Raw genomic sequence first — 21,042 nt, 5'->3', positions numbered from 1 at the left:
CTTCGCGATATGAAGGGAGACGTGAGCACACCCACAACCTCCGCCACCGTCCCCAGCGACCTCGACATCGCCACCGCAGCGACCCTGCGACCCCTGGGCGAGATCGCCGACGAGCTCGGCATCCCGGCCGATCAGGTCGAGCCCTACGGGCGCGACGTCGCCAAGGTCAGCCTCGAGGCGGCGAAGGGGGAGCAGCGCGGCCGCTACGTCGTGGTCACGGCGGTGACGCCCACCCCGCTCGGCGAGGGCAAGACGACGACCTGCGTCGGGCTGGCCCAGGGGTTGCGCCGGCTCGGGAGCAAGGCCGTGGTCACCCTGCGGCAGCCGTCGATGGGGCCGACCTTCGGCATCAAGGGCGGGGCGGCCGGGGGCGGGTACAGCCAGGTGCTGCCGATGGAGCGGCTCAACCTGCACCTCACCGGCGACTTCCACGCCATCACCGCCGCGCACAACCTGCTCGCCGCGATGATCGACAACCACCTGCACTTCGGCAACGAGCTCGGCCTCGACCCACGAGGCATCACCTGGCGCCGGGTGCTCGACATCAACGACCGTGCGCTGCGCGATGTCGTCGTCGGGCTCGGTGCGCGGGTCGACGGGGTGCCGCGGCAGACCGGCTTCGACATCACCGCCGCCAGCGAGCTCATGGTGCTCATGACCCTCGCCACCTCGCTGACCGACCTGCGCGAGCGGCTCGGGCGGATCGTCGTCGGCTACAGCGTCGACGGCGCGCCGGTCACCGCCGAGCAGCTCGGGGCGGCGGGTGCGATGGCAGTCATCCTCCGTGACGCCCTGCAGCCCAACCTGCTGCAGACCCTCGAGGGCGGGCCCGCGCTGGTGCACCTCGGCCCGTTCGGCAACATCGCCACCGGGACCTCCTCCGTCGTCGCCGACCAGGTCGCTCTCGCTCATGCCGACGTGGTCGTCACCGAGGCGGGATTCGGCGCCGACATGGGCGCCGAGCGATTCGTCAACGTCAAGTGCCGCCAGGGTGGCCTCACCCCTGATGTCGCGGTCGTCGTCGTCACCGTGCGGGCCCTCAAGGCGCACTCGGGACGCTTCGAGATCAGGCCGGGTCGGCCGCTGCCCGAGGGTCTCCTGGAGGAGTCACCGGAGGACGTGCGTGCCGGGCTGGCGAACCTGCGCAAGCACGTCGAGATCGTGCGTTCCTTCGGGATCAGCCCGGTCGTGGCGATCAACGCCTTCCCCCAGGACCACGAGAGCGAGCACGCGGTGATCGAGCAGCTGGCCACCGAGATGGGCGTGCGCTGCGCGGTCACCCGGCACGTCGCCGAGGGCGGCGCCGGCGCCGAGGAGCTCTCGCGGGTCGTTCTCGAGGCGCTGGAGGAGCCCGGCAAGCTGACCTTCACCTACCCGCTGGACGCTCCGCTGGCGGAGAAGATCGAGGCGGTCGCCACGCTCGTCTACGGGGCCGACGGGATCGACCTCTCCCCCGTGGCGTCCAAGCATCTCGCGGAGTACGAGCAGCTCGGCTTCGGCCACCTGCCGGTGGTCATCGCCAAGACCCACCTGTCGATCAGTCACGACCCCGCGCTCCTCGGTGCACCGACCGGATGGCGCCTCCCGGTGCGCGAGGTGCGCGCCAACGTCGGTGCCGGCTACGTCTACGCGATCTGCGGTGACATGCGCACGATGCCCGGCCTCTCGCGCCACCCCAACGCCGAGCGGATCGACCTCGACGCCTCCGGGGAGATCTCCGGCTTGTCCTAGACGGCGCCCGGCTGCTGCATCAGGCCCCCGTCGGCGAAGATCGTCGTCGCGGTGATGTAGCTCGCCGCGTCGGAGGCGACGAAGCAGGTGACCTTGCCCATCTCCTCGGGGCTGCCGATGTACCCCAGCGGGATCGCTGCTCGCAGGGCGGCCTGGTCGGCGGCGTCGTCGTCGGCGTTGATCGGGGTGCGGATGGCGCCCGGCGCGACGTTGACCACCCGGATGCCGTGCTCACCCAGCTCGACCCCGGCAGTCCGGGTGAGCATCTTCATCCCGCCCTTGCTCACGCAGTAGGTGAGGTCGCTCGGCATCGGCCACTCCTCGTGGGTGCTCGAGGTGTTGACGATCACTCCCCCACCACCCTGGGCGATGAGCTGCTCGGCGGCGATCTTGGAGCCGAACACCGCGCCCTTGAGGTTGATCGCCATCTGCAGGTCGTACTTGTCCTCGGTGAGGGTGAGCAGCTGCTGGGAGAACTCGACCCCGGCGTTGTTGACCCAGACGTCGATCCGGCCGAAGGCTGCGACCGCCTCGTCCTTGAGCCGGGTCAGGTCCGCGACCGAGCTGACGTCTGCCTCGACGGCGATCGCCCGCTCCGGCCCGCCGAGCTCGGCGACCATGGCCTGCGCATGCTCGGCGTCGGAGACGTAGTCGATGATGACCCGCGCGCCCTGCGCGGAGGCCTCGCGGACGATGCCCTCGCCGATGCCGGAGCTGCCGCCGGTGACGACGACGACCTTGTCCTGCAACGGCCCAAGCGACTCACTCATGCGTTCTCCCTCATGCGTTCTCCCTCTCGGTGTGCGCGTCGGTGTCGGTGGAGCAGATGAGGTGGGCGACGATCGCCGTCCACCCGGCCTGGTGGCTGGCCCCGAGCCCGCGCCCGGAGTCGCCGTGGAAGTACTCGCTGAAGGTCGGGTGCGCCTGCCCCCACAGCGGGCCGGTCGGGACGTGGATCGGGTCGCTGGGGCGGCGACCGTCCTCACCGAGCCGGAAGAGGCTGATGAGCCGCTGGTCCAGCTCGAGGGCGGCCTGGCGCAGACTCACCTCGTGGCCGCTGCCGGTCGGCAGCTCGACGCTGACCTCGCGGGACATGTCGACCCCGTAGGTGCGCAGGGCATCGGTGAGCAGCACGTTGACCGGGAACCACACCGGCCCACGCCAGTTGCTGTTGCCACCGAACATCCCGTTCTCCGACTCACCCGGGACGTACCGCACCGACAGGTCGCGCCCGTCGAGGTGGACGGTGGTGCCCTCCCGGTACGCGGCGGACAGCGAGCGGATGCCGAAGGGAGAGAGGAACTCCCCTTCGTCGAGCAGCCGGGCGAGGATGCGCCGCAGGCGATCCGGGGAGAGGACCGAGAGGGTGGTGTCCTCGCGCCCGTCGCGCTCGGAGTGCACGAGCGAGCCGGTCAGCTCCGGGCGGCGCTGGCGCAGCCACTCCAGGCGCCGGCTGTAGTCCTTCAGCTCCCCGGGCACCCAGTCCGGCTCGTTGGCCACCGCCATGAGGGGCAGCAGGCCGACCATCGAGCGGACCGCGATCGGTGTGCTCACCCCGTCCTCGCCGACGACGACGTCGAAGTAGAAGCCCTCGTCCTCGTCCCAGAGGTGCACCGACCCGGTCCCGAAGCTCTCCATCGCCTCGGCGATCGCGAGGAAGTGCTCGAGGAACTTCGTCGCGAGCTCGTCCCAGGCCCGGTCCACCCGGGCCAGCTCCCACGCGACGCGGAGCATGTTGAGGCAGAAGAAGGCCATCCAGCTCGTCGCGTCGGACTGCTCGAGGACCTGACCGTCGGGCAGCGGCTCGGAGCGGTCGAAGGGACCGATGTTGTCCATCCCAAGGAACCCGCCCTCGAAGAGGTTGGAGCCGTCGGTGTCCTTGCGGTTGACCCACCAGCCGAAGTTGAGCAGCAACTTGGAGAAGACGCGCACGAGGAAGTCGTGATCCTCGCCGGAGTCGATGGCGTAGACCTGCCAGGCCGCCCAGGCGTGCACCGGCGGGTTGACGTCGGAGAAGTTCCACTCGTAGGCGGGCATCTGCCCGTTCGGGTGCATCGCCCACTCGCGGCACAGCAGCAGCAGCTGCTCCTTGGCGAAGGCGGGGTCCATGTGCGCGATCGCGACGCAGTGGAAGGCGAGGTCCCAGGTCGCGAACCAGGGGTACTCCCACTCGTCGGGCATCGAGATGACGTCGGCCAGGGCGAGATGGCGCCAGTCGGTGTTGCGGCCCTGCGGCGGGGGCGCGAGGCGCTGCGGCGGTGGGGTGGGCTCGGCGGGGTCGGGGTCGCCCTCGAGCCACTGCCGCACGTCGTAGCGGTAGAGCTGCTTGCACCAGTTCAGCCCGGCGAAGGCACGACGGGCGATGAGTCGGTCCTCCTCACTCGTCTGCTCGGGGATGATCGCGGCGTAGAACGCGTCGGCCTCCGCGCGGCGGGTCTGCACGAGCTGGGCGGCGTCGGCGAAGGGGGTGAGCCTGCCGTCGTGATCGAGCGAGTCCTCGCGGACGAGCCGCAACCGGACGGTGACGCTCTCGCCCCCCGGGACTGCGTCGAAGGCCCAGACGAAGGCGGCCTTGGTGCCGCTCTCGGCGGCGAGCAGCGACCGGTCGCCGCTCACGATCGCGGCGTCGATCGCATCCTTGGGGTGGGCCGCCTGCCCCTTCTCAGTCCCGAACGCGGCCACCGTGTTGGTCTCGTTGTCGCAGAGCAGCAGCTCGGGCCGCCCGCCGTCGCTCGCGTCGTCCGCGAGGACGAGGTAGCGACCGAGCCAGTCGTGCTCCGCGACGAGGGCGCTGCCTCCTTCGCCCTCGTCTGTCGCGACCCGGGTCAGCGACGGGCGTCGCTCGTCACGCCCCCAGCTCCAGGTGTTGCGGAAGACGACCTGCGGGGCGAGGTGCAGCGGCGCGGGGTCCGGGCCGTGGTTGGTCGCGGTGATCTCGATGATGACGTCGGTCTCGCTGCGCTTGGCGTGCCGGGTGACGACGTCGAAGAAGCGGTCGCCCTGAAGGACCCCAGTGTCGCTCAGCTCGAACTCGTCGTCGGCGTAGCCGCGCTCGGCATTGCGCGCCACGAGCTCGGCGTAGGGGTAGGCGGCCTGCGGGTAGCGGTACAGGTACTCCGCGAAGGAGTGGGTGGGGGTGGCGTCGAGGTGCCACCAGTACTCCTTGACGTCCTCGCCGTGGTTGCCCTGCGGGCCGGTCAGGCCGAAGAGGCGCTCCTTGAGCCGGTCGTCGCGCCCGTTCCACATCGCCGTCGCGACGTGCAGGAAGCCGTAGCGGTCGGTCAGCCCGGCGATCCCGTCCCCACCCCACCGGTAGGCCCGGGTGTGCGACTGCTCGAAGGGGAAGTGCTCCCAGGCGTCGCCGTCGGCGCTGTAGTCCTCGCGGACGGTCCCCCACTGCCGGCCCGAGAGATACGGGCCCCAGAGGCGCCACGGGTCGTCGCTCGTCGGTGACTGGGAGAGGCGTTCGTGCTCAGCGGTCTGCGGCTGTCTCGGCTGATCGCTCACAGCCGCCCACTCTATGCAGGCGTCAGAGGGTCGGGGACCGCTCCGGTCACCCTGTTCAGCGCGCGCATCCCGTGGAAGCCGATGAGGGCGGCCGCGGTCCCCAGGGCGATCCCGGCGAGCTGGACGTCACCGATCGCCCAGGTGAAGTCCGCGATGCCGATGATCAGGGCGACGGCGCCGGTCATGAGGTTGATCGGGTTGCCGAAGTCGACCCTGTTCTCCACCCAGATCTTCACGCCGAGCAGGCCGATCATCCCGTAGAGCGCGGTCCCTGCCCCGCCGAGCACGCCCTGCGGGACGGTGGCGATGAGCTGGCCGAACTTCGGGCTGAGCGAGAGGAGCACGGCGAAGGCGGCGGCGACCCAGTACGCGGCGGTCGAGTAGACCCGGGTCGCCGCCATTACCCCGATGTTCTCGGCGTAGGTCGTCGTGCCCGATCCGCCGCCGGAGCCGGCGAGGGTGGTCGCCAGGCCGTCGGCGATGAGTGCCCGGCCCATGTACGGGTCGAGGTCGTCGCCGGTCATCGTCGCGACCGAGCGGACGTGACCGACGTTCTCGGCGACGAGGACGAGGATGACGGGGATGAAGAGCCCGGCGACAGCGATGTCGAAGTGCGGCGCGGTGAAGTCGGGCAGGCCGATCCACCCGGCCTGCCCGACCTGGGTGAAGTCCAGCTCGCCACGGACCGCGGCGACGAGATAGCCGGCGATCACGCCGACGAGGATCGAGAGGCGAGAGAGCATCCCCTTCGAGAGGACGGACACGACGAGGATCGTCACGAGCGTCACGGTGGCGGTCACGGGCGAGACGACGAAGTTGTTCTTCGCCGCCGGCGCGAGGTTGAGCCCGATGAGCGCGACGATCGCCCCGGTAACCATCGGCGGCATGAGGGCGCGCAACCACCGGTCGCCGGCGGCGTGGACGACGACACCGAGGACGGCGAGCGCGACACCGGCCATGACCACACCGCCGAGGGCCGTCGGCAGGTCGTGGCTGGCCGTGGCGGCGGTGAGGGGTGCGATGAAGGCGAAGGAGCTGCCCAGGTAGCTCGGCACCCGGCCGGCGGTGATGACGAGGAAGAGCATCGTGCCGACGCCGGAGAAGAAGAGCGTCGTCGCCGGTGGCAGGCCGGTGAGCAGTGGCACGAGGAAGGTCGCGCCGAACATCGCGACGACGTGCTGCATGCCCAGGCCGACGGTGCGCCCCCAGGAGAGCCGCTCCCGCGGGCCGACGACCTCTCCGGGCGCGATGGTTCGTCCGTCGCCGTGGAGGCGCCAGCCTCGGGTCGAGGTCTGCTCGGTGCGCTCGTCAGCAGGGGCTGTCATGGCGGCAACTGTAGGCGCAGGGTGGAGACCCTCCACGAGGTCTACCCGATGAGCTCCCCGCGGATCCGCTCGAGGTACTCAGCGCCCAGCTCGGTCAGGGTCAGGTCCTTGCGTTTGACGCCCGTTCGTGGGACCGGGACGTCCGTGCTCCGCAGGACCCCGTTCGCAATCAGCCGCCGCACCGTTCGGTAGAGACCGCGCTCGGTGAAGGTCCACCCAGTCTGCTCGGCGAGCTCGTCAACAAGACCCTGGACGGTGATCGGCTGCTCGTCGCGGACGATGCCCAGGACGACCACCGTCGTCATCGACTTCTTGTAGACCTCGGTCCAGGACGAGGTCATCTCCTCGAGCCACTCGTCGTGCTCACTCGTCACGGACGGTCCTCGAAGCCGCGCTGGCTGATCGCGGACACGGTGTGCACGAGAAGGCCCAGCCCCCACAGCGCCGTCATCGCGACCACGGCACCGAACCAACCCTCGTCGAGCGGGAAGCCGGTGCGGGCCCACTCGCCCGTGGACGCGCGGACGAAGAGGTGGAGGTGGAACGAGGTGATCACGACAGCGAAGGTGGCGGCGTGGGCGAGATAGGGGCCGAAACGCAGACGGCGCAGCTCGTGACGGCGAGCGATCAGGAACCAGGCGTAGTAGAGCGCCAGAACCACGGTGGCCACGGCTGCCGGTAGGCCGATACGACCCCCGTCGAGCGCGACCACGACCTGAACCGCTATCGCTAGGGCGATGACGGTGAGGACGAACGGAAGGAGAGTCCTCCGGCTGTCGATCGTCGTTGTCATGACCACTCCCTTTGTGCGCATCGTTGGTTGTGTACCAATAGTACACAACCATCGATGCGCACAGAGAAGGTCAGTCGAGTCGCCGCACCAGGGTCACAGAGTCTCGGTCGTCGCCTTCGGCGACGCGGATCAGCCCGGGAACCCTGCCCACCTCGCGATAGCCGAGCTGGCCGTAGAAGTCGCCCAAGCCGTCACCATCGCGGTAGTCCAGGGTCAGCAGCTCCACGCCCTGCTCCCGCGCGGCTCGGTGCAGCACTGCCATGAGCTGGCGACCGTGTCCTCGCCCTTGGCGCTGCGGGTCGATCATGACCGCCTCGGCGACCCGGGCGTGGCTCATCAGCTCATTGGTCGCGCGACGAAGGAAACCGACACCGATGATCGACCCCGTGGGCGACATCAGGGCCAGACCGGTCTGGGTCCCGGACTCCAGTGCGGCGGCGCGCCGGTCGAGCTCGGCCTCGACCGCCTCGGCCGAGGCGCCGGGCAGGAACCCGACCGACCCTCCAGCGTCGTTGACCCGGGTCCACAGGCCGCGCAGCTGCGCCCGTGGCGCCTCGGGGCAGGCGACTGAACGAGCGGGGGTACGGGGACTCCAGGACGTGCCACCGACGACCCTTGGCCTCGTGATCTTGCTGCTCGACGTGCACCAGGCCCGCCGACTCCGCAAGTGCCTGGGTCGCCGGGTCATCTGCGCCGACCCTCAGGCGAAGCGGCGCGTCGGGGAGCCACTCCAGGGAGTGAGCGACCACGAGCTGCAGCACCGCAGCCGCTCGGCCGTCCGCCGCAGCCGCTGCGCTGGAGCGAATCGTCAGCGCAATGTCTTCCTCGCGCGGGCGCACGCCGACGAAGCCGAGGAGTGCACCGTCGGCCCCCTCGACGACCCACGACCCGTAGCCGTCGACCTCCCAGTGCCCGACCCAGCTGGCGACGACCTCTGCAGCATGCTCCGGGTCGCCGACGAGCTCACCGAGCGCCTCCGCGTCCGACTCCGCCGGCTGACGCACGATGAAGCCGTCACCGGCGATCGAGGTCGGCATGCTCGCAGACGACGAAGTGAACGGCTGGTAACCCATGGGTCCATCGTGACCCATCTGTCGTCTCGGTGAGAGGAACCTGCCGGGGCAGAGTGGGAGAATGCCCAGGATGCCCGCCACACCACTGCCCGCCCTCGAGGTCAGCACGAGCTCGAGCTCCGAGGACGTCCTCGACGCGGTGACGCGCTGGGCGTCAGAGCGTGGGATGACGCTCTATCCGCACCAGGAGGAGGCGGCCCTCGCGCTCATCGCCGACGAGCACGTCATCCTCACCACCCCCACCGGGTCCGGGAAGTCCCTCGTCGCGACCGCCGCCATCGCCCACGCGCTCAGCCAGGACAAGGTCGCGGTCTACACCGCCCCGATCAAGGCCCTGGTCAGCGAGAAGTTCTTCGACCTGTGCGCGATCTTCGGCGCTGCGGACGTCGGGATGCTCACCGGCGACGCAGCGGTGAACGCGGATGCGCCCGTGCTGGTGTGCACCGCCGAGGTGCTGGCCAACATGGCGCTGCGCGAGGGCCGGCGGGCCGACGTCGGTCTGGTCGTCATGGACGAGTTCCACTACTACGCCGAGCCCGACCGCGGCTGGGCCTGGCAGGTGCCGCTGCTCGAGCTGGTCGACGCGCAGATGCTGCTCATGTCGGCCACGCTCGGCGACACCACCCGCTTCGTCGAGGACCTTCAGCGGCGCACCGGACGCGAGGTCACCGTCGTCGCCGACGCTCCCCGCCCGGTCCCCCTCACCTTCTCCTGGTCGATGACGCCGCTGCAGGAGACCATCGAGGACCTCCTGGAGTGGGACCGGGTGCCGGTCTACGTCGTGCACCAGACCCAGGCCAACGCCGCCGAGCACGCCCGCACCCTCGCGACGATGCCCAAGCTGCTCACCCCTTCGGAGAAGGCGGCGCTCGCCGAGGAGCTTGCCGGCTTCCGCTTCTCGGCCGGATTCGGCCGCACCCTCTCCTCGTTGCTGCGCAAGGGCGTCGGGGTGCATCACGCCGGCATGCTCCCCCGCTACCGCCGGCTCGTCGAGCGCCTCGCGCAGCGGGGGTTGCTGAAGATCATCTGCGGCACCGACACCCTCGGCGTGGGGATCAACGTCCCGATCCGCACCGTGCTCTTCACCTCGCTGACGAAGTTCGACGGGCACCGCCACCGGGTGCTGCGGGTGCGCGAGTTCCTCCAGGTCGCCGGGCGGGCAGGACGCGCCGGCTTCGACACCGAGGGCTTCGTCGTGGTCCAGGCGCCCGAGCACGTCATCGAGAACGAGCGGGCCGTCGCCAAGGCCGGGGACGACCCGAAGAAGCGCAAGAAGATCCAACGCAAGAAGGCGCCCGACGGCTTCGTCGTGTGGACCGAGGACACCTTCACCAAGCTGACGTCCAACCCGCCGGAGACGCTGCGCTCCCGGATGAAGGTCGACAACTCGACCCTGCTCAACGTCGTCGCCCGGGAGGAGGACGCCGTGGCCGTGCTCTCTCGTCTCACCCGGGACAACCACGAGGACGCGAAGGGGAGAGCGCGCCTTGCGCGACGGGCGATCCGGCTCGGTCGCTCCCTCCTGGACTCGCAGGTGCTCACCCGTCTGGACCCGCCGGACGAGCACGGGCGCAGCGTCGCCCTCACCGTGGACCTGCCCGCCGACTTCGCGCTGAACCAGCCGCTCGCCCACTTCGCCCTCGCCGCGCTCGAGCTGCTCGACCCTGACGACCCGAGCTACGCCCTCGACGTGGTCTCGGTCGTCGAGGCCGTGCTCGATGCCCCCCGCCCCCTGCTCCTGGCGCAGCAGTGGGCCGCGCGCAACGTCGCGCTCGCCGAGATGAAGGCCGACGGGGTGGAGTACGAGGAGCGGATGGCCCGGCTGGACGAGATCACCTGGCCGGAGCCGCTCGCCGACCTGCTGCGCCCGGCCTACGAGGAGTACCTCGTCGCTCACCCGTGGCTGCCGGCGGACGGGCTCGTCCCGTGCAGCATCGTGCGGCACATGTGGGAGGACGGCATGTCCTTCTCCGACCTCGTGCGCCGCTACGAGCTCGCCCCCCGAGAGGGCCTGCTGCTGCGCTACCTCTCCGACGCCTACCGCACCCTGGCGCACACCGTGCCTGCGTCGTTCCGGGACGAGCGGGTCGAGGAGATCATCGGCTGGCTCGGCGAGGTCATCCGTCAGACCGACTCCTCGCTCCTCGACGAGTGGGAGGCCCTGGCGAACCCAGCGGCCGATGTGGCCGAGGCAGTAGCGCACCACGAGCCCGGTGACCTGCGCCCCTCGTCGCGCCCGATCTCGGCGCAGCCGCAGGCCTTCCGCCCGATGGTCCGTGGGGCGTTGTGGCAGCGGGTCGCGCTCTCGGCGCGGGACGACCTCGACGCGCTGGCCGCGCTGGAGCACGCGGCCTGCGCCCTGGCCGACGACGGGCGCTCCCCCCTGATGACGAGGGACGACTGGGATGTCGCTCTCGGGGACTACTGGGAGGAGCACGGCTCGATCGGCACAGACGCCGACGCCAGAGGGCCGCACCGGATCCGGATCGAGACCGACGCGCTCGGGCCAGCCCCGGGCATGCCCGATGGCGGGGCCGAGGCCACCTCGGACGTGCGGCTGTGGCGGGTCACGCAGACGCTCAGCGACCCCGAGCAGCACGGCGACTGGGTGATCGAGGCCGAGGTCGACCTCGACGCCTCCGACCGGGTCGGTGAGCCCGTCGTACTCGCGACCGCGCTGCGGCGGCTGTGATCGTGAGCTCGCCGTGATCCTCATCGACCCGCCCACCTGGGAGGGCTGGGACACGACATGGAGCCACCTTGTCTCCGACACCTCGCTCGAGGAGCTGCACGAGCTCGCCGGGCGGGTCGGCCTGCCGCGGCGGCTCTTCGACCTCGACCACTATGACGTCCCGGCCCGGGAGTACGAGCGGGTCGTCGCCGCCGGCGCGGTCGAGGTGAGCGGGCGTGAGCTGATCACGCGCCTGCGCGCGTCCGGTCTCCGGGTCAGCGCAGCCGACCGAGCTCGCGCCGGAGGTTATCCCGCGCGGCATCGGTCCAAAGCTCGTGGGCGTGCTCGGTGGCGTACAGCCGGGGACGGGTGACGAAGGGGGTGAGCACGGCGGTCCGCCCGCGGCGGTAGTCCGCGTCGTCGACGTGCGCGTACTCGCGACGGACGTCGGAGCAGTACTCGTCGAAGCGCTCGGCGGGCGTGGCGAGGATCCACAGGTCGGCGTCGTGAAGCACTGCCTCGTCGCTGTCGCCGTCCGTCGGCAGCTCGTGCGCGGCGGTCGACCGGACGAGTCGAGCCACCTCGGCGACCTCGCGCTCCTCGACACCCAGCGCCGCGAGCTCTTCTTCTGCCAGGCGCGCGCTGGCCTCCTCGTCCTCGCCGGGGCGACCCTCGTACACCGCGTCGTGGTACCAGGCGGCGAGCACGGTCACGGGACGGGACCCCAGCACCTCGACCGCAGACAGCACCTCGGCCAGGTGGCGCTCGTCGTGGTAGCCCCGATGAGGCTCTCGCCAGCGCTCGAGCAGCCCCTCGGCCACGTCCGATCTCGGGTCCCCCGCCAGCGCCTCGACCGCGCGCACGAAGCCCGTCGTCGCCACGACGTACGCCTCGCGCTCCCTCACGATGCCGATCCTCGCAGGCAATCTCGCAGCCTCGCTCACGACGCCTCGGCGAGGAGTCGTTCGAGATAGTCCTCGAGCGGCGATCGTGCCGACGGCGTGGCGGTCGGGCTCGTCCCGTGACCACGGATCGGCGGCGCCACCGCGTGATGTCGTCGACCGGCCGGGGTGATGATCTCGAGGGTGTGTGCTCCGCCCCCGGGGTCGAGCCCGCCAGCGACGACCTGAACCCGCCAGCCCGGTGCGTCCTTGACGTGGTTGTGCCGCTCGCACACGCCGCCGGCGTTGACCGCGCTCGTCGGACCTCCGTCGGCATATCGCTCGACGTGATCGACGTGCCGGATAGGCGCGTCGCAGAACGGGATCCGGCAGATCTGGTCGCGCAGCTCGATGAGCTGGCGCAGCCCGCCACCGAAGAGTCGACGCCTGGAGTCCATCGCGACGAGGTCGCGACCGTCCGGCGAGGTGAAGAGTCGTCGCAGCCAGACCGCGGCAGTTGATTGCTCGGCCAGGTCGAGCAGTCGGAGGACGTGATCGCGGGCTGCGCTGCCGGGGACCGGGCCCTGGCCGGGGATCTCCGCGACGCCCTCCCCACCACCGAGCAGGTCTCCCGGGGTCATGACGAGTGCGACCTCCACCGCCTGCGGCTGGCCCTCCGTCCTCCCCGAGAGCAGCTCGAGGGCTCGGTCGGCGATCCACGCCCCCGGGCCACGCCGGTCAGCAGCGCGGACGGCGTCGGTTGCGTCGTCCCCGGTCGCGACCCAGCGCTGCTTCTCCGCGAGGGTCAGCGCAACCTGTGCGCCGACGATCTCGACCATCGGCCCGAGGATCGTCAGGTACGCCATCCCGTCTGGCGCGGGACGCACGCTCACCTGCCGCGAGGCAGCCGCCCGCCGCTGCCGCTCGACGATCGCCTCCTGGTCGAGCTCGATGGCGGCCCGGCGCGCAGCGTTGCCCAGCGCACGGTCACCGAGCCGACGCAGGTCGGGTGCAAGCCTGCTGTCGATCTCGCGCCGGTGCTCGGCCGAGACGGTCGCGGTCTCACGCACGAGGAGCGTCGCCCGCCACTCGCTGATCTCACCGCCGCTCAGCGCGGCCATGGTCTCGGGCATCTCGTGGCACACCGCCGCGGCGAAGCCGACATGACGGTCGGCCTGCGCGGGCGAGCACCGTCGAGCGAGCGCCACCTCGGCGCGAGAGCCGGCTCGAGCATCGGCAGCCTGGCGGGCATCAAGCTCGCCGCGCGAGCGCTGGTCGTCGACCCGCTGGTCACGGGACGCGACAAAGGCCGCCGTCGCTCGCGCCTGCACGGCGGCTGCCGCGGCCTTGACGCTCTCCATCGCGGCGATGAGGTCGAGGCACTCGACCTCTGGCAACCGCTCGACGACGCCGTCATCCCAGACGCTCACGGACGCAAGGATCGCGCGGCCGGCGGCAGCCACCCCTTCGTGCCTCCCCTGTCCAGTCGAGTCCAGGTCGCTCACGTCCGTCATGTCCACCTCCCCCGTCGACCTCGTCGTCTACCTATATTAGAACATGTGTTCGATCAACGGTCAAGAGGTCGCCGTCATCCCGTCCGTCGCTGCCCTCCTCGCCCCTCGACCGGGGCTGTGGGAAGGTTCGGCCATGAGCACCCAGACCGCGCCCGACGAGGACCGCACGCTCGAAGCCGTCCGCAGGCGCGGCGTCGAGACCACCGGCATCGAGATCATCGAGGAGTCAGAGCGGACCGCGCGGCCCCGCGACCTCTTCTGGCCCTGGTTCGCCGCCAATGTCTCCGTCTTCGGCATCTCCTACGCCGCCTTCGTCCTCGGCTTCGGGATCTCCTTCGCCCAGGCCGCGATCGTCTCGGTGGTCGGCGTGATCATCTCCTTCGCGCTGTGCGGTGTCATCGCGATCGCCGGCAAGCGCGGCTCGGCCCCGACGATGATCCTCTCCCGCGCGGCCTTCGGGGTGACCGGGCAGAAGGTGCCCGGAGTCGTCAGCTGGCTCGTCTCCATCGGCTGGGAGACCTTCCTCGCGATCATGGCGGTGCTCGCGACCTCGACGATCTTCGACCGGCTCGGTTGGGGCGGGGGCGCCGGCACCAAGGTGGTCGCCGCGATCGTCGTCGCCGCCCTCATCGTCGCGGCCTCCGTCGCCGGCTACCACATCATCATGCGGATGCAGTCGGTGCTCACCTGGATCACCGCGGCGATCACGATCCTCTACGTCGCGATGACGGTCGACCACATCGACACCGCTGCGCTCGCCGACCTGCCCTCCGGGTCCGCCGGGGCGACGATCGGGGCGCTGGTCATGGTGATGACCGGCTTCGGTCTGGGGTGGATCAACATCGCCGCCGACTGGTCGCGCTACCAGAGCCGCGATGCCTCCGGCGCCGCCATCGCCGGGTGGAACACTCTCGGCGGCGCGCTCGCCCCGGCCCTGCTCGTCTGCTACGGCCTGGCCATCGCCGGCTCGGACGAGGCCGTACGCGAGGGCATCGGCGGTGACCCGATCGGGACCCTCGCCACCCTGCTGCCGACCTGGGTTCTCGTGCCCTTCCTGCTCGCCGCGATCCTCTCGCTCGTCTCGGGCGCCGTGCTCGGCATCTACTCCTCGGGGCTGACCCTGCTCTCGCTCGGCGTGCGCATCCCCCGGCCGATGGCGGCCCTGATCGACGGGATCATCCTCACCCTCGGCACCTTCTACGTCGTCTTCGTCGCCCAGGACTTCCTCGGCCCCTTCCAGAGCTTCCTCATCACCCTCGGGGTGCCGCTCGCCGCCTGGGCGGGGGTGATGATCGCCGACATCGCGCTGCGCCGGCGCGACTACGACGAGGGGGCGCTCTTCGACACCTCGGGGCGGTACGGCGCGTGGGACTGGGTCTCGATCGGGACGATGGCGCTCGCGTCGACCCTCGGCTGGGGCCTGGTCGTCAACACCTTCACCGATGCGGCGAGCTGGAACAACTGGCAGGGCTTCCTGCTCGAGCCGCTCGGCCTCGGCACCTGGAACGCCGCCGACGGATACTGGGAGGGCAACTGGGCCTACGCCAACCTCGGGGTGCTCCTCGCCCTCTCCCTCTCCTTCGCCGTGACCTACCTGGCTCGACGTGGCACGGTCGCCCGGCAGGAGGAGCGGGCATGACGGGCGAAGGGGGTGAGCCGGCCGAGACGGGACTGCCCGACCTCGGGGACGCCTGGCTGCTCGTCGTCGATCCGCAGCGCATCTTCGCCTCGCCGGAGGAGTCCCCGTGGGGGTCACCGATGTTCGAGTCGATCGTCGAGCCGCTTCATCGGCTCGCCGGTGCGCTCGGACCGGACCGGACGGTCATCACCCGCTGGCTGCCCGGCCAGGCGCGCCCCGGGGCGTGGGCGGAGTACTTCGCGGCGTGGCCCTTCGCGGACCGTCCCCCCTCGGACCAGGTCTTCGACCTCGTCGCGGACCTGCGCGGCCGCACCGCTCACCCGACGCTCGACCAGCCCACCTTCGGCAAGTGGTGCCCGGAGCTCATCGATCGGGTCGGAGCGACCCCGACCCTGCTCCTGACCGGGGTCTCGACCGACTGCTGCGTGCTCTCCACGGCGCTGCCCGCCGCCGACTCCGGTGCGCGGGTGGTCGTCGTCACCGATGCCTGCGCCGGGTCGACCCCGCAGAACCACGGCGCGGCGCTGACGGTCCTCGGGCTCTACCCGCCGCAGATCACGCTCGCGACGAGCGCCGAGGTCCTCGCCGCCCTGGGCTGAGCACTCAGCCCGCGGTAGCCATGGTATCGAGCCCGATCATCGGCCGGTCCGAGCGGTCCGCCAGGGCGATGTCCACCGGCGCGTCGGCGCTGACCCGGTGCTCCTTGCCCCGGACCCGGAAGGCGACCGGGTCGCCGTCCTCGAGGGTCACGGTGAACCGCTCGCCGGTCACGCGGGCACGCAGGCGACTCCCCCGGATCGTCAGGGGGAAGCTCATCGCCTCCCAGGCCCGCGGGAGGCGCGGGTCGAAGGTCAGCTCGCCCCCGCCGTCGCGCATCCCACCGAAGCCGGACACCAGGCAGGCCCACACACCGCCGGTGGAGGCGACGTGGACCCCGTCGGAGGTGTTGCGGTGCAGGTCGGCGAGGTCGGTGAAGAGCGCCGACTGGAAGTACGCCAGCGCCTCGTCGGGCAGGCCGACCTCGGCGGCGATGATCGACTGGACGACCGCGGAGAGCGAGGAGTCGCCGGTGGTGATCGGGTCGTAGTAGTCGAAGTCGCGCCGCTTCTCCTCGGCGGTGAACATGTCTCCCTGCAGGTAGAGCGCCAGCACGACGTCGGCCTGCTTGAGCACCTGGAACCGGTAGATCACCAGCGGGTGGAAGTGCAGCAGCAGCGGGCGCTTCTCCGGCGAGGTGCCCTCGAGGTCCCACAGCTCCTTGTCGAGGAACTGATCGTCCTGGGGGTGCACCCCCAGCTCCTCGTCATAGGGGATGCACATGCCCTCGGCACACTCCCGCCAGGTCGCGGCCTCGTCCTCGGCCAGCCCGAGACGGCTGCGGACGAGGTCGGCGCGATCACCGGCGTACTCGTCCAGCCGCTCGACCGCATCGGCAGCGCAGAGCAGGTTGCCCCGGGCCATGACGTTGGTGAAGAGGTTGTTGTTGACCACGGTCGTGTACTCGTCGGGACCGGTGACCCCGTGGATCTCGAACGACCGCTCCTCCCCCGTGCCTCGCCAGAAGCCGAGGTCGGCCCACATCCGGGCGGTCTCGACGAGCACGTCGATCCCGTCCCGGGCGAGGAAGTCGGTGTCGCCGGTGACGTCGACGTACTTCGTCAGCGCGTAGGCGATGTCGGCGTTGATGTGGTACTGCGCCGTACCCGCCGCGTAGTACGCCGAGGCCTCCTCGCCGTTGATCGTGCGCCACGGGAAGAGCGCCCCGTCGACGTCGAGCTCCTCGGCCCGATCCCGCGCCCGCGGGAGCATCGCGACCCTGGCTCGCAGCGCGCTGCGGGCGGCGGCGGGCATCGTGTGGACGAGGAACGGGACGACGTAGACCTCGGTGTCCCAGAAGTAGTGGCCCTCGTACCCGGACCCGGTCACCCCCTTCGCCGAGACGCCGAGCTGGTCCGACCGGGCGGTGGCCTGCGCCAGCTGGAAGAGGTTCCACCGGATCGCCTGCTGCAGTGCCGGCTGGCCCTCGACGACGACGTCGCAACCGGCCCAGTACTCGTCGAGCCAGCGGCGCTGCTCCTGCTGGAAGTGCTCGATCCCGCGCCGCCGCACGCGGTCAAGGGTGCGCCGACAGCGGTCCGCCAGCTCGCGGACGGGTACCCCCCGCGAGGTGTGGTAGGTGACCGCCTTGGTGATGGTGATGGGTTGGCCCTCGCGCGCGTCGACCTGATACACCTTCTTGGCCAGGTCCGGCTCGGAGGCCTCGATCTCGCTCCAGTCGTTGTCGGTGACGATCGCGTGCTCCGCGCCCACCGCGATGGTCATCCCCGAGGTCGCGACCCGGTGGCCCAGGAGCATCCGGCGCTCGTTGCACCAGTCCAGCTGCGGCTCGAGCACCCGATGCGCGAAGGTGGCGGTCTTGCGCGGGTCGAACCCCTCGCCCATCGCCGCCTCCTTCGCGTAGTACTCGTCGCTGCCGTCCTGCCGGTTGAGCAGCTGGGAGCTGACGACGACAGGGGCGTCGCCGGAGAGCATCTCGATCTCCATCGTGAGCAGCGCGAGGTGCCGCTCGGTGAAGGAGACCATCCGCGAGGTCCGGATGCGGACCTTCTTGCGCGAGGGGGTGTTCCAGATGATCTCGCGCCGCAGGACTCCGTCGCGGAAGTTGAGGGCACGCTCGTAGTGCTCGAGGTCGGCGAGGGAGAGGAGCAGCGGCTCGTCGTCGACGTAGATCTTCATCAGCTTGCCGTCGGGCACGCTGACGATCGTCTGCCCGGTCTTGGCGAAGCCGTAGGCCGCCTCGGGGTGCTGGATCTCCCAGGTCTCGTGGAAGCCGTTGACGAAGGTGCCGTGGGTGTGGGCGTCGCGACCCTCGGTGGGGTTGCCGCGCATGCCGAGGTAGCCGTTGCCGACGGCGAAGAGGGTCTCGTCGCGGCCGAGGGTCTTCGTCGACGGCGAGGACTCGACCAGGCGCCACTCATCGACGGGGAAGCGGGTCCGGTCGATCGGGTCGGCGAGCTCGGCGGGGTGACCGGGGGTAGCGCCGTTCGGGCTCACGGGAGCAGCTCCTCGAGGTCGTCGACGACGACGTCCGCGCCCCGCGCGGTCAAGGTGTCCGCGCCGGCACCGCGGTCGACCCCGACGACCAGGCCGAAGCCGCCGGCACGCCCGGCGGCCACCCCGGACTCGGCGTCCTCGAGCACCACCGACCGCTCCCGGGTCACGCCCAGCCGGTCGGCCGCCTTGAGGAAGGTGTCGGGGGCCGGCTTGCCCGGAAGACCCTCCGCCGCGGCCACCGCGCCGTCGACGACGACGGGGAAGCGCTCGGCGATCCCGGCGGCGGCCAGGACCGCCGGCGCGTTCTGGCTGGAGGAGACCACTGCGAGCCGAGCTCCCTTCGCCGCCAACGCATCGAGCAGCCGCACCGACCCGGGGTAGGGCTCGACACCGTCCCGCTCCAGCACGGCGTTGAAGGCGTCGTTCTTGCGGTTGCCCAGACCGCACACCGTCTCGACCTCCGGGGAGTCAGAGGGCTCCCCCTCGGGCAGCTCGATCCCCCGCGAAGCGAGGAAGGAACGCACCCCGTCGTACCGGGGCTTGCCATCGACGTAGGCGTAGTAGTCCTCATCGGTGTACGGGCGCTGGCCATCCCGGCCGGCGAGGTAGTCGTTGAACATCTCGGCCCAGGCGGCCATGTGCACGGTCGCGGTCGGGGTGAGCACCCCGTCGAGGTCGAAGAGCGCGGCGTCGTAGTCGTCCCAGTTCACGCGGGACAGCCTACGAATCAATCCCGGCAGAGCGCGAAGCCAGGCCCATGCTGCCCGCCCAGCAGACGAGGCCGACCAGGCCCCCGGCGACGAGCGCAGCGGCACCCGGCCCCGAGAGCACCGCCGCGGCGATGCCGCCGATGCCGGCCGCCGTCGCCGCCAGCCCCATCGTCCTGAACGGCGCCCAGTCCAGGACGAGCGCCAACGGGATGAGGTGCTGCCCGAAGATCACCGCCGCCAGCGGGAGGATCAGCTGCGGGCGGTCCACGGCCAGCCCGATCGTCACGACGAGCCCGGTCGCCAGCACCGCAGCGATGACGATCCGCCACCACAGCCGGCGGCGGTCCCCCAGGTCCTCGATCCGCTCGTCGTCGGCCTGCCGCACGGCGACGAGCACGAGGTAGGCACCGATGAAGAAGCCGACGGCGACCCAGATCGCGGTGCTCGAGACGAAGCCACCGGCGAGCGCGAGGAGCCACCACAGCGTGCCGAGCACGGCGTAGATGAGCGCGTTCATCCGCGCGGCGATGGGCGGTCGGGCCGCCTCGGCCGGGTCAGCCGGCATGAGCCTGCACGGCGAAGGGGGTGAGCTCGGCTGCGAGGTCGCCCATCACCTTGGCCTGGACGTGAGTGCCCTCGGCGCGGTGCTCCTCGATGAGGATCTCCGCCTCCTCGTGGATCCGCGAGACGAGGTCCCCGCGGCCGTAGGGGATGAGCACGTCCACCTCGATGTCGGGCTGCGGAAGCTCCTCGGCGACGAGCTGGCGCAGCTCCGGCACGCCCTCACCCGTACGGGCGCTGACGGCGATCGCGTACCGCTCGTGCCGCAGGATGCGCTCGACCACCTCGGGGTCGGCGACGTCGGCCTTGTTGACGACGATGACCTCCTTGACGTCGGCCGCGTCGACGTCGGCGAGCACCCCTCGCACGGCGCTGATCTGACCCTCCGGGTCGGGGTGGCTGCCGTCGACGACGTGCAGGACGAGGTCGGCGTCGGCGCACTCCTCGAGGGTGCTGCGGAAGGCCTCGACGAGCTCGTGCGGGAGCTGGCGCACGAAGCCGACCGTGTCGGTGAGGGTGTACTCGCGCCCGTCCGGGGTCTCGGCCCGGCGGACGGTCGTGTCCAGGGTCGCGAAGAGCTGGTTGTCCACGAGCACTCCGGCGTGGGTGAGCCGGTTGAGCAGGGTGGACTTGCCGGCGTTGGTGTACCCGGCGATGACGACCGCGGGCAGCTGGTGGGATTGGCGGGCGTTGCGGCGGGTGTCGCGGTGGGTCTTCATCGCGGTGAGCTCACGCCGCAGCTTGGCGATGCGGCTGTTGATCCGGCGCCGGTCCAGCTCGATCTTGGTCTCACCGGGACCGCGCGAGCCCATGCCCTGCCCGCCGGCGGCCTGGCCACCGGCCTGCCGGGACATCGACTCACCCCAGCCGCGCAGCCGCGGCAGGAGGTACTGCAGCTGGGCGAGCTCGACCTGCGCCTTGCCCTCCTTGGACTTCGCGTGCTGGGCGAAGATGTCGAGGATCAGCGCGGTCCGGTCGATCACCTTGACCTTGACGACGTCCTCGAGCGCGCGCCGCTGGCTGGGGGCGAGCTCGGTGTCGCAGACGACGGTGTCGGCACCCTCCGCGACCACGATGTCGCGCAGCTCGGCGGCCTTGCCCGAGCCGAGGTAGGTGCCGGGATCGGGTCGCTGGCGGCGCTGGAGCACACCGGCGAGGACCTCCGACCCGGCGGTCTCGGCGAGCGCGGCGAGCTCGCGCAGCGAGTTCTCCGCGTCCTCGAGCGTGCCCTCGGTCCAGATGGCGGCGAGGACGACCCGCTCCAGGCGCAGCTGGCGGTACTCGACCTCGGTGATGTCCTCGAGCTCGGTGGACAGGCCCTGGACGCGGCGCAGGGCGCTGCGCTCCTCACGGTCAAGCTGCTCGCCGTCGTAGCCGGCTTGCTCTCGGGCGCCCGCGGGTCCCCCTTCGCGCCCGTCGGCGAGCGCCGACGCACGCCGGGAGAGCACCCGGTCCACCGCGCGCTGCCCGGCGTTGGTGTCGTCGTCGCTCCCGACGGCCTCGAGCCAGCCGTCGTCGGAGATGTCAGTGGTGTGCGGTTCAGTCATGTTCTCCTCAGGATCTCATCGGAGAACGCCGCGACG

At 71.0% G+C, this 21,042-nt stretch carries 17 protein-coding genes and 1 pseudogene; 5 read left to right on the top strand and 13 right to left on the bottom strand.

Features of this window, described 5'->3' with window-relative positions; all coding sequences use genetic code 11:
* Positions 1-21: 21 nt before the first annotated feature.
* Positions 22-1,731: a formate--tetrahydrofolate ligase gene (locus FB557_RS09685; RefSeq protein ID WP_246074655.1), complete on the top strand. Its 1,710-nt coding sequence runs from the start codon at positions 22-24 to the stop codon at positions 1,729-1,731.
* Here the strand turns inward: FB557_RS09685 and FB557_RS09680 are convergent.
* From FB557_RS09680 to FB557_RS14885, 7 genes and pseudogenes are all read right to left on the bottom strand, one after another.
* Positions 1,728-2,501: an SDR family oxidoreductase gene (locus tag FB557_RS09680; protein ID WP_144857405.1), complete on the bottom strand. Its 774-nt coding sequence runs from the start codon at positions 2,499-2,501 to the stop codon at positions 1,728-1,730. The two genes, FB557_RS09685 and FB557_RS09680, sit on opposite strands and share 4 nt — an antisense overlap.
* Before the next feature lie 10 nt (positions 2,502-2,511).
* Positions 2,512-5,238, bottom strand: coding sequence for an MGH1-like glycoside hydrolase domain-containing protein (locus tag FB557_RS09675; RefSeq protein WP_144857404.1), 2,727 nt, complete (start codon positions 5,236-5,238; stop codon positions 2,512-2,514).
* 11 nt (positions 5,239-5,249) lie between these two features.
* On the bottom strand, positions 5,250-6,563 hold the full coding sequence (locus tag FB557_RS09670) for a uracil-xanthine permease family protein (RefSeq protein ID WP_144857403.1): 1,314 nt from the start codon (positions 6,561-6,563) through the stop codon (positions 5,250-5,252).
* Positions 6,564-6,604: 41 nt separating this feature from the next.
* Positions 6,605-6,937, bottom strand: coding sequence for a helix-turn-helix transcriptional regulator (locus tag FB557_RS09665; protein ID WP_246074654.1), 333 nt, complete (start codon positions 6,935-6,937; stop codon positions 6,605-6,607).
* Positions 6,934-7,356, bottom strand: coding sequence for a hypothetical protein (locus FB557_RS09660; protein WP_144857402.1), 423 nt, complete (start codon positions 7,354-7,356; stop codon positions 6,934-6,936). The genes FB557_RS09665 and FB557_RS09660 overlap by 4 nt, the downstream gene beginning before the upstream one ends.
* Positions 7,357-7,426: 70 nt before the next feature.
* On the bottom strand, positions 7,427-8,044 hold the full coding sequence (locus FB557_RS09655) for a GNAT family N-acetyltransferase (protein ID WP_144857401.1): 618 nt from the start codon (positions 8,042-8,044) through the stop codon (positions 7,427-7,429).
* 19 nt (positions 8,045-8,063) lie between these two features.
* Positions 8,064-8,393 (bottom strand): annotated as a pseudogene (locus FB557_RS14885) (GNAT family N-acetyltransferase); the annotation flags it as partial.
* Positions 8,394-8,499: 106 nt separating this feature from the next.
* On the opposite strand from FB557_RS14885, the gene FB557_RS09650 reads away from it, so the two are divergent.
* Both FB557_RS09650 and FB557_RS09645 read left to right on the top strand, forming a co-directional pair.
* Positions 8,500-11,121, top strand: a complete 2,622-nt coding sequence (locus FB557_RS09650) for a DEAD/DEAH box helicase (RefSeq protein WP_144857400.1) — start codon at positions 8,500-8,502, stop codon at positions 11,119-11,121.
* Positions 11,081-11,473, top strand: a complete 393-nt coding sequence (locus FB557_RS09645) for a DUF4031 domain-containing protein (RefSeq protein WP_342778931.1) — start codon at positions 11,081-11,083, stop codon at positions 11,471-11,473. The genes FB557_RS09650 and FB557_RS09645 overlap by 41 nt, the downstream gene beginning before the upstream one ends.
* Here FB557_RS09645 and FB557_RS09640 read toward each other — a convergent pair.
* A complete protein-coding gene (locus tag FB557_RS09640; protein ID WP_211356533.1) occupies positions 11,376-12,005 on the bottom strand; it encodes an HD domain-containing protein in 630 nt (209 codons plus the stop codon). The two genes, FB557_RS09645 and FB557_RS09640, sit on opposite strands and share 98 nt — an antisense overlap.
* 35 nt (positions 12,006-12,040) lie before the next feature.
* Entirely contained in the window at positions 12,041-13,495 is a 1,455-nt protein-coding gene (locus tag FB557_RS09635; protein WP_144857398.1) for an HNH endonuclease signature motif containing protein, read from the bottom strand.
* 133 nt (positions 13,496-13,628) lie between these two features.
* Here FB557_RS09635 and FB557_RS09630 point away from each other — a divergent pair, with 133 nt between their 5' ends.
* Complete coding sequence (locus FB557_RS09630) at positions 13,629-15,134, top strand: purine-cytosine permease family protein (RefSeq protein ID WP_144857397.1); 1,506 nt, start codon at positions 13,629-13,631, stop codon at positions 15,132-15,134.
* A complete protein-coding gene (locus tag FB557_RS09625; RefSeq protein WP_144857396.1) occupies positions 15,131-15,733 on the top strand; it encodes a cysteine hydrolase family protein in 603 nt (200 codons plus the stop codon). Before FB557_RS09630 ends, FB557_RS09625 begins: the two co-directional genes overlap by 4 nt.
* A gap of 4 nt (positions 15,734-15,737) precedes the next feature.
* Here FB557_RS09625 and FB557_RS09620 read toward each other — a convergent pair whose 3' ends face one another.
* From FB557_RS09620 to hflX, 4 genes are read right to left on the bottom strand one after another with little or no spacing between them, the layout of a single operon-like run.
* Entirely contained in the window at positions 15,738-18,188 is a 2,451-nt protein-coding gene (locus tag FB557_RS09620) for a glycoside hydrolase family 65 protein (protein ID WP_144857395.1), read from the bottom strand.
* Positions 18,185-18,898 (bottom strand): HAD family hydrolase, encoded by a 714-nt coding sequence (locus tag FB557_RS09615; protein WP_144857394.1) that lies wholly within the window; start codon positions 18,896-18,898, stop codon positions 18,185-18,187. Before FB557_RS09615 ends, FB557_RS09620 begins: the two co-directional genes overlap by 4 nt.
* A 10-nt stretch (positions 18,899-18,908) precedes the next feature.
* Complete coding sequence (locus FB557_RS09610; RefSeq protein WP_144857393.1) at positions 18,909-19,463, bottom strand: hypothetical protein; 555 nt, start codon at positions 19,461-19,463, stop codon at positions 18,909-18,911.
* Entirely contained in the window at positions 19,453-21,006 is a 1,554-nt protein-coding gene (gene hflX, locus FB557_RS09605) for a GTPase HflX (RefSeq protein ID WP_144857392.1), read from the bottom strand. The genes FB557_RS09610 and hflX overlap by 11 nt, the downstream gene beginning before the upstream one ends.
* Positions 21,007-21,042 lie beyond the last annotated feature (36 nt).

Origin of the sequence: Marihabitans asiaticum, from assembly GCF_007828725.1 — a bacterium.
GTDB lineage: Bacteria > Actinomycetota > Actinomycetes > Actinomycetales > Dermatophilaceae > Marihabitans > Marihabitans asiaticum.
This window is presented reverse-complemented; position numbering and strand designations above follow the sequence as displayed.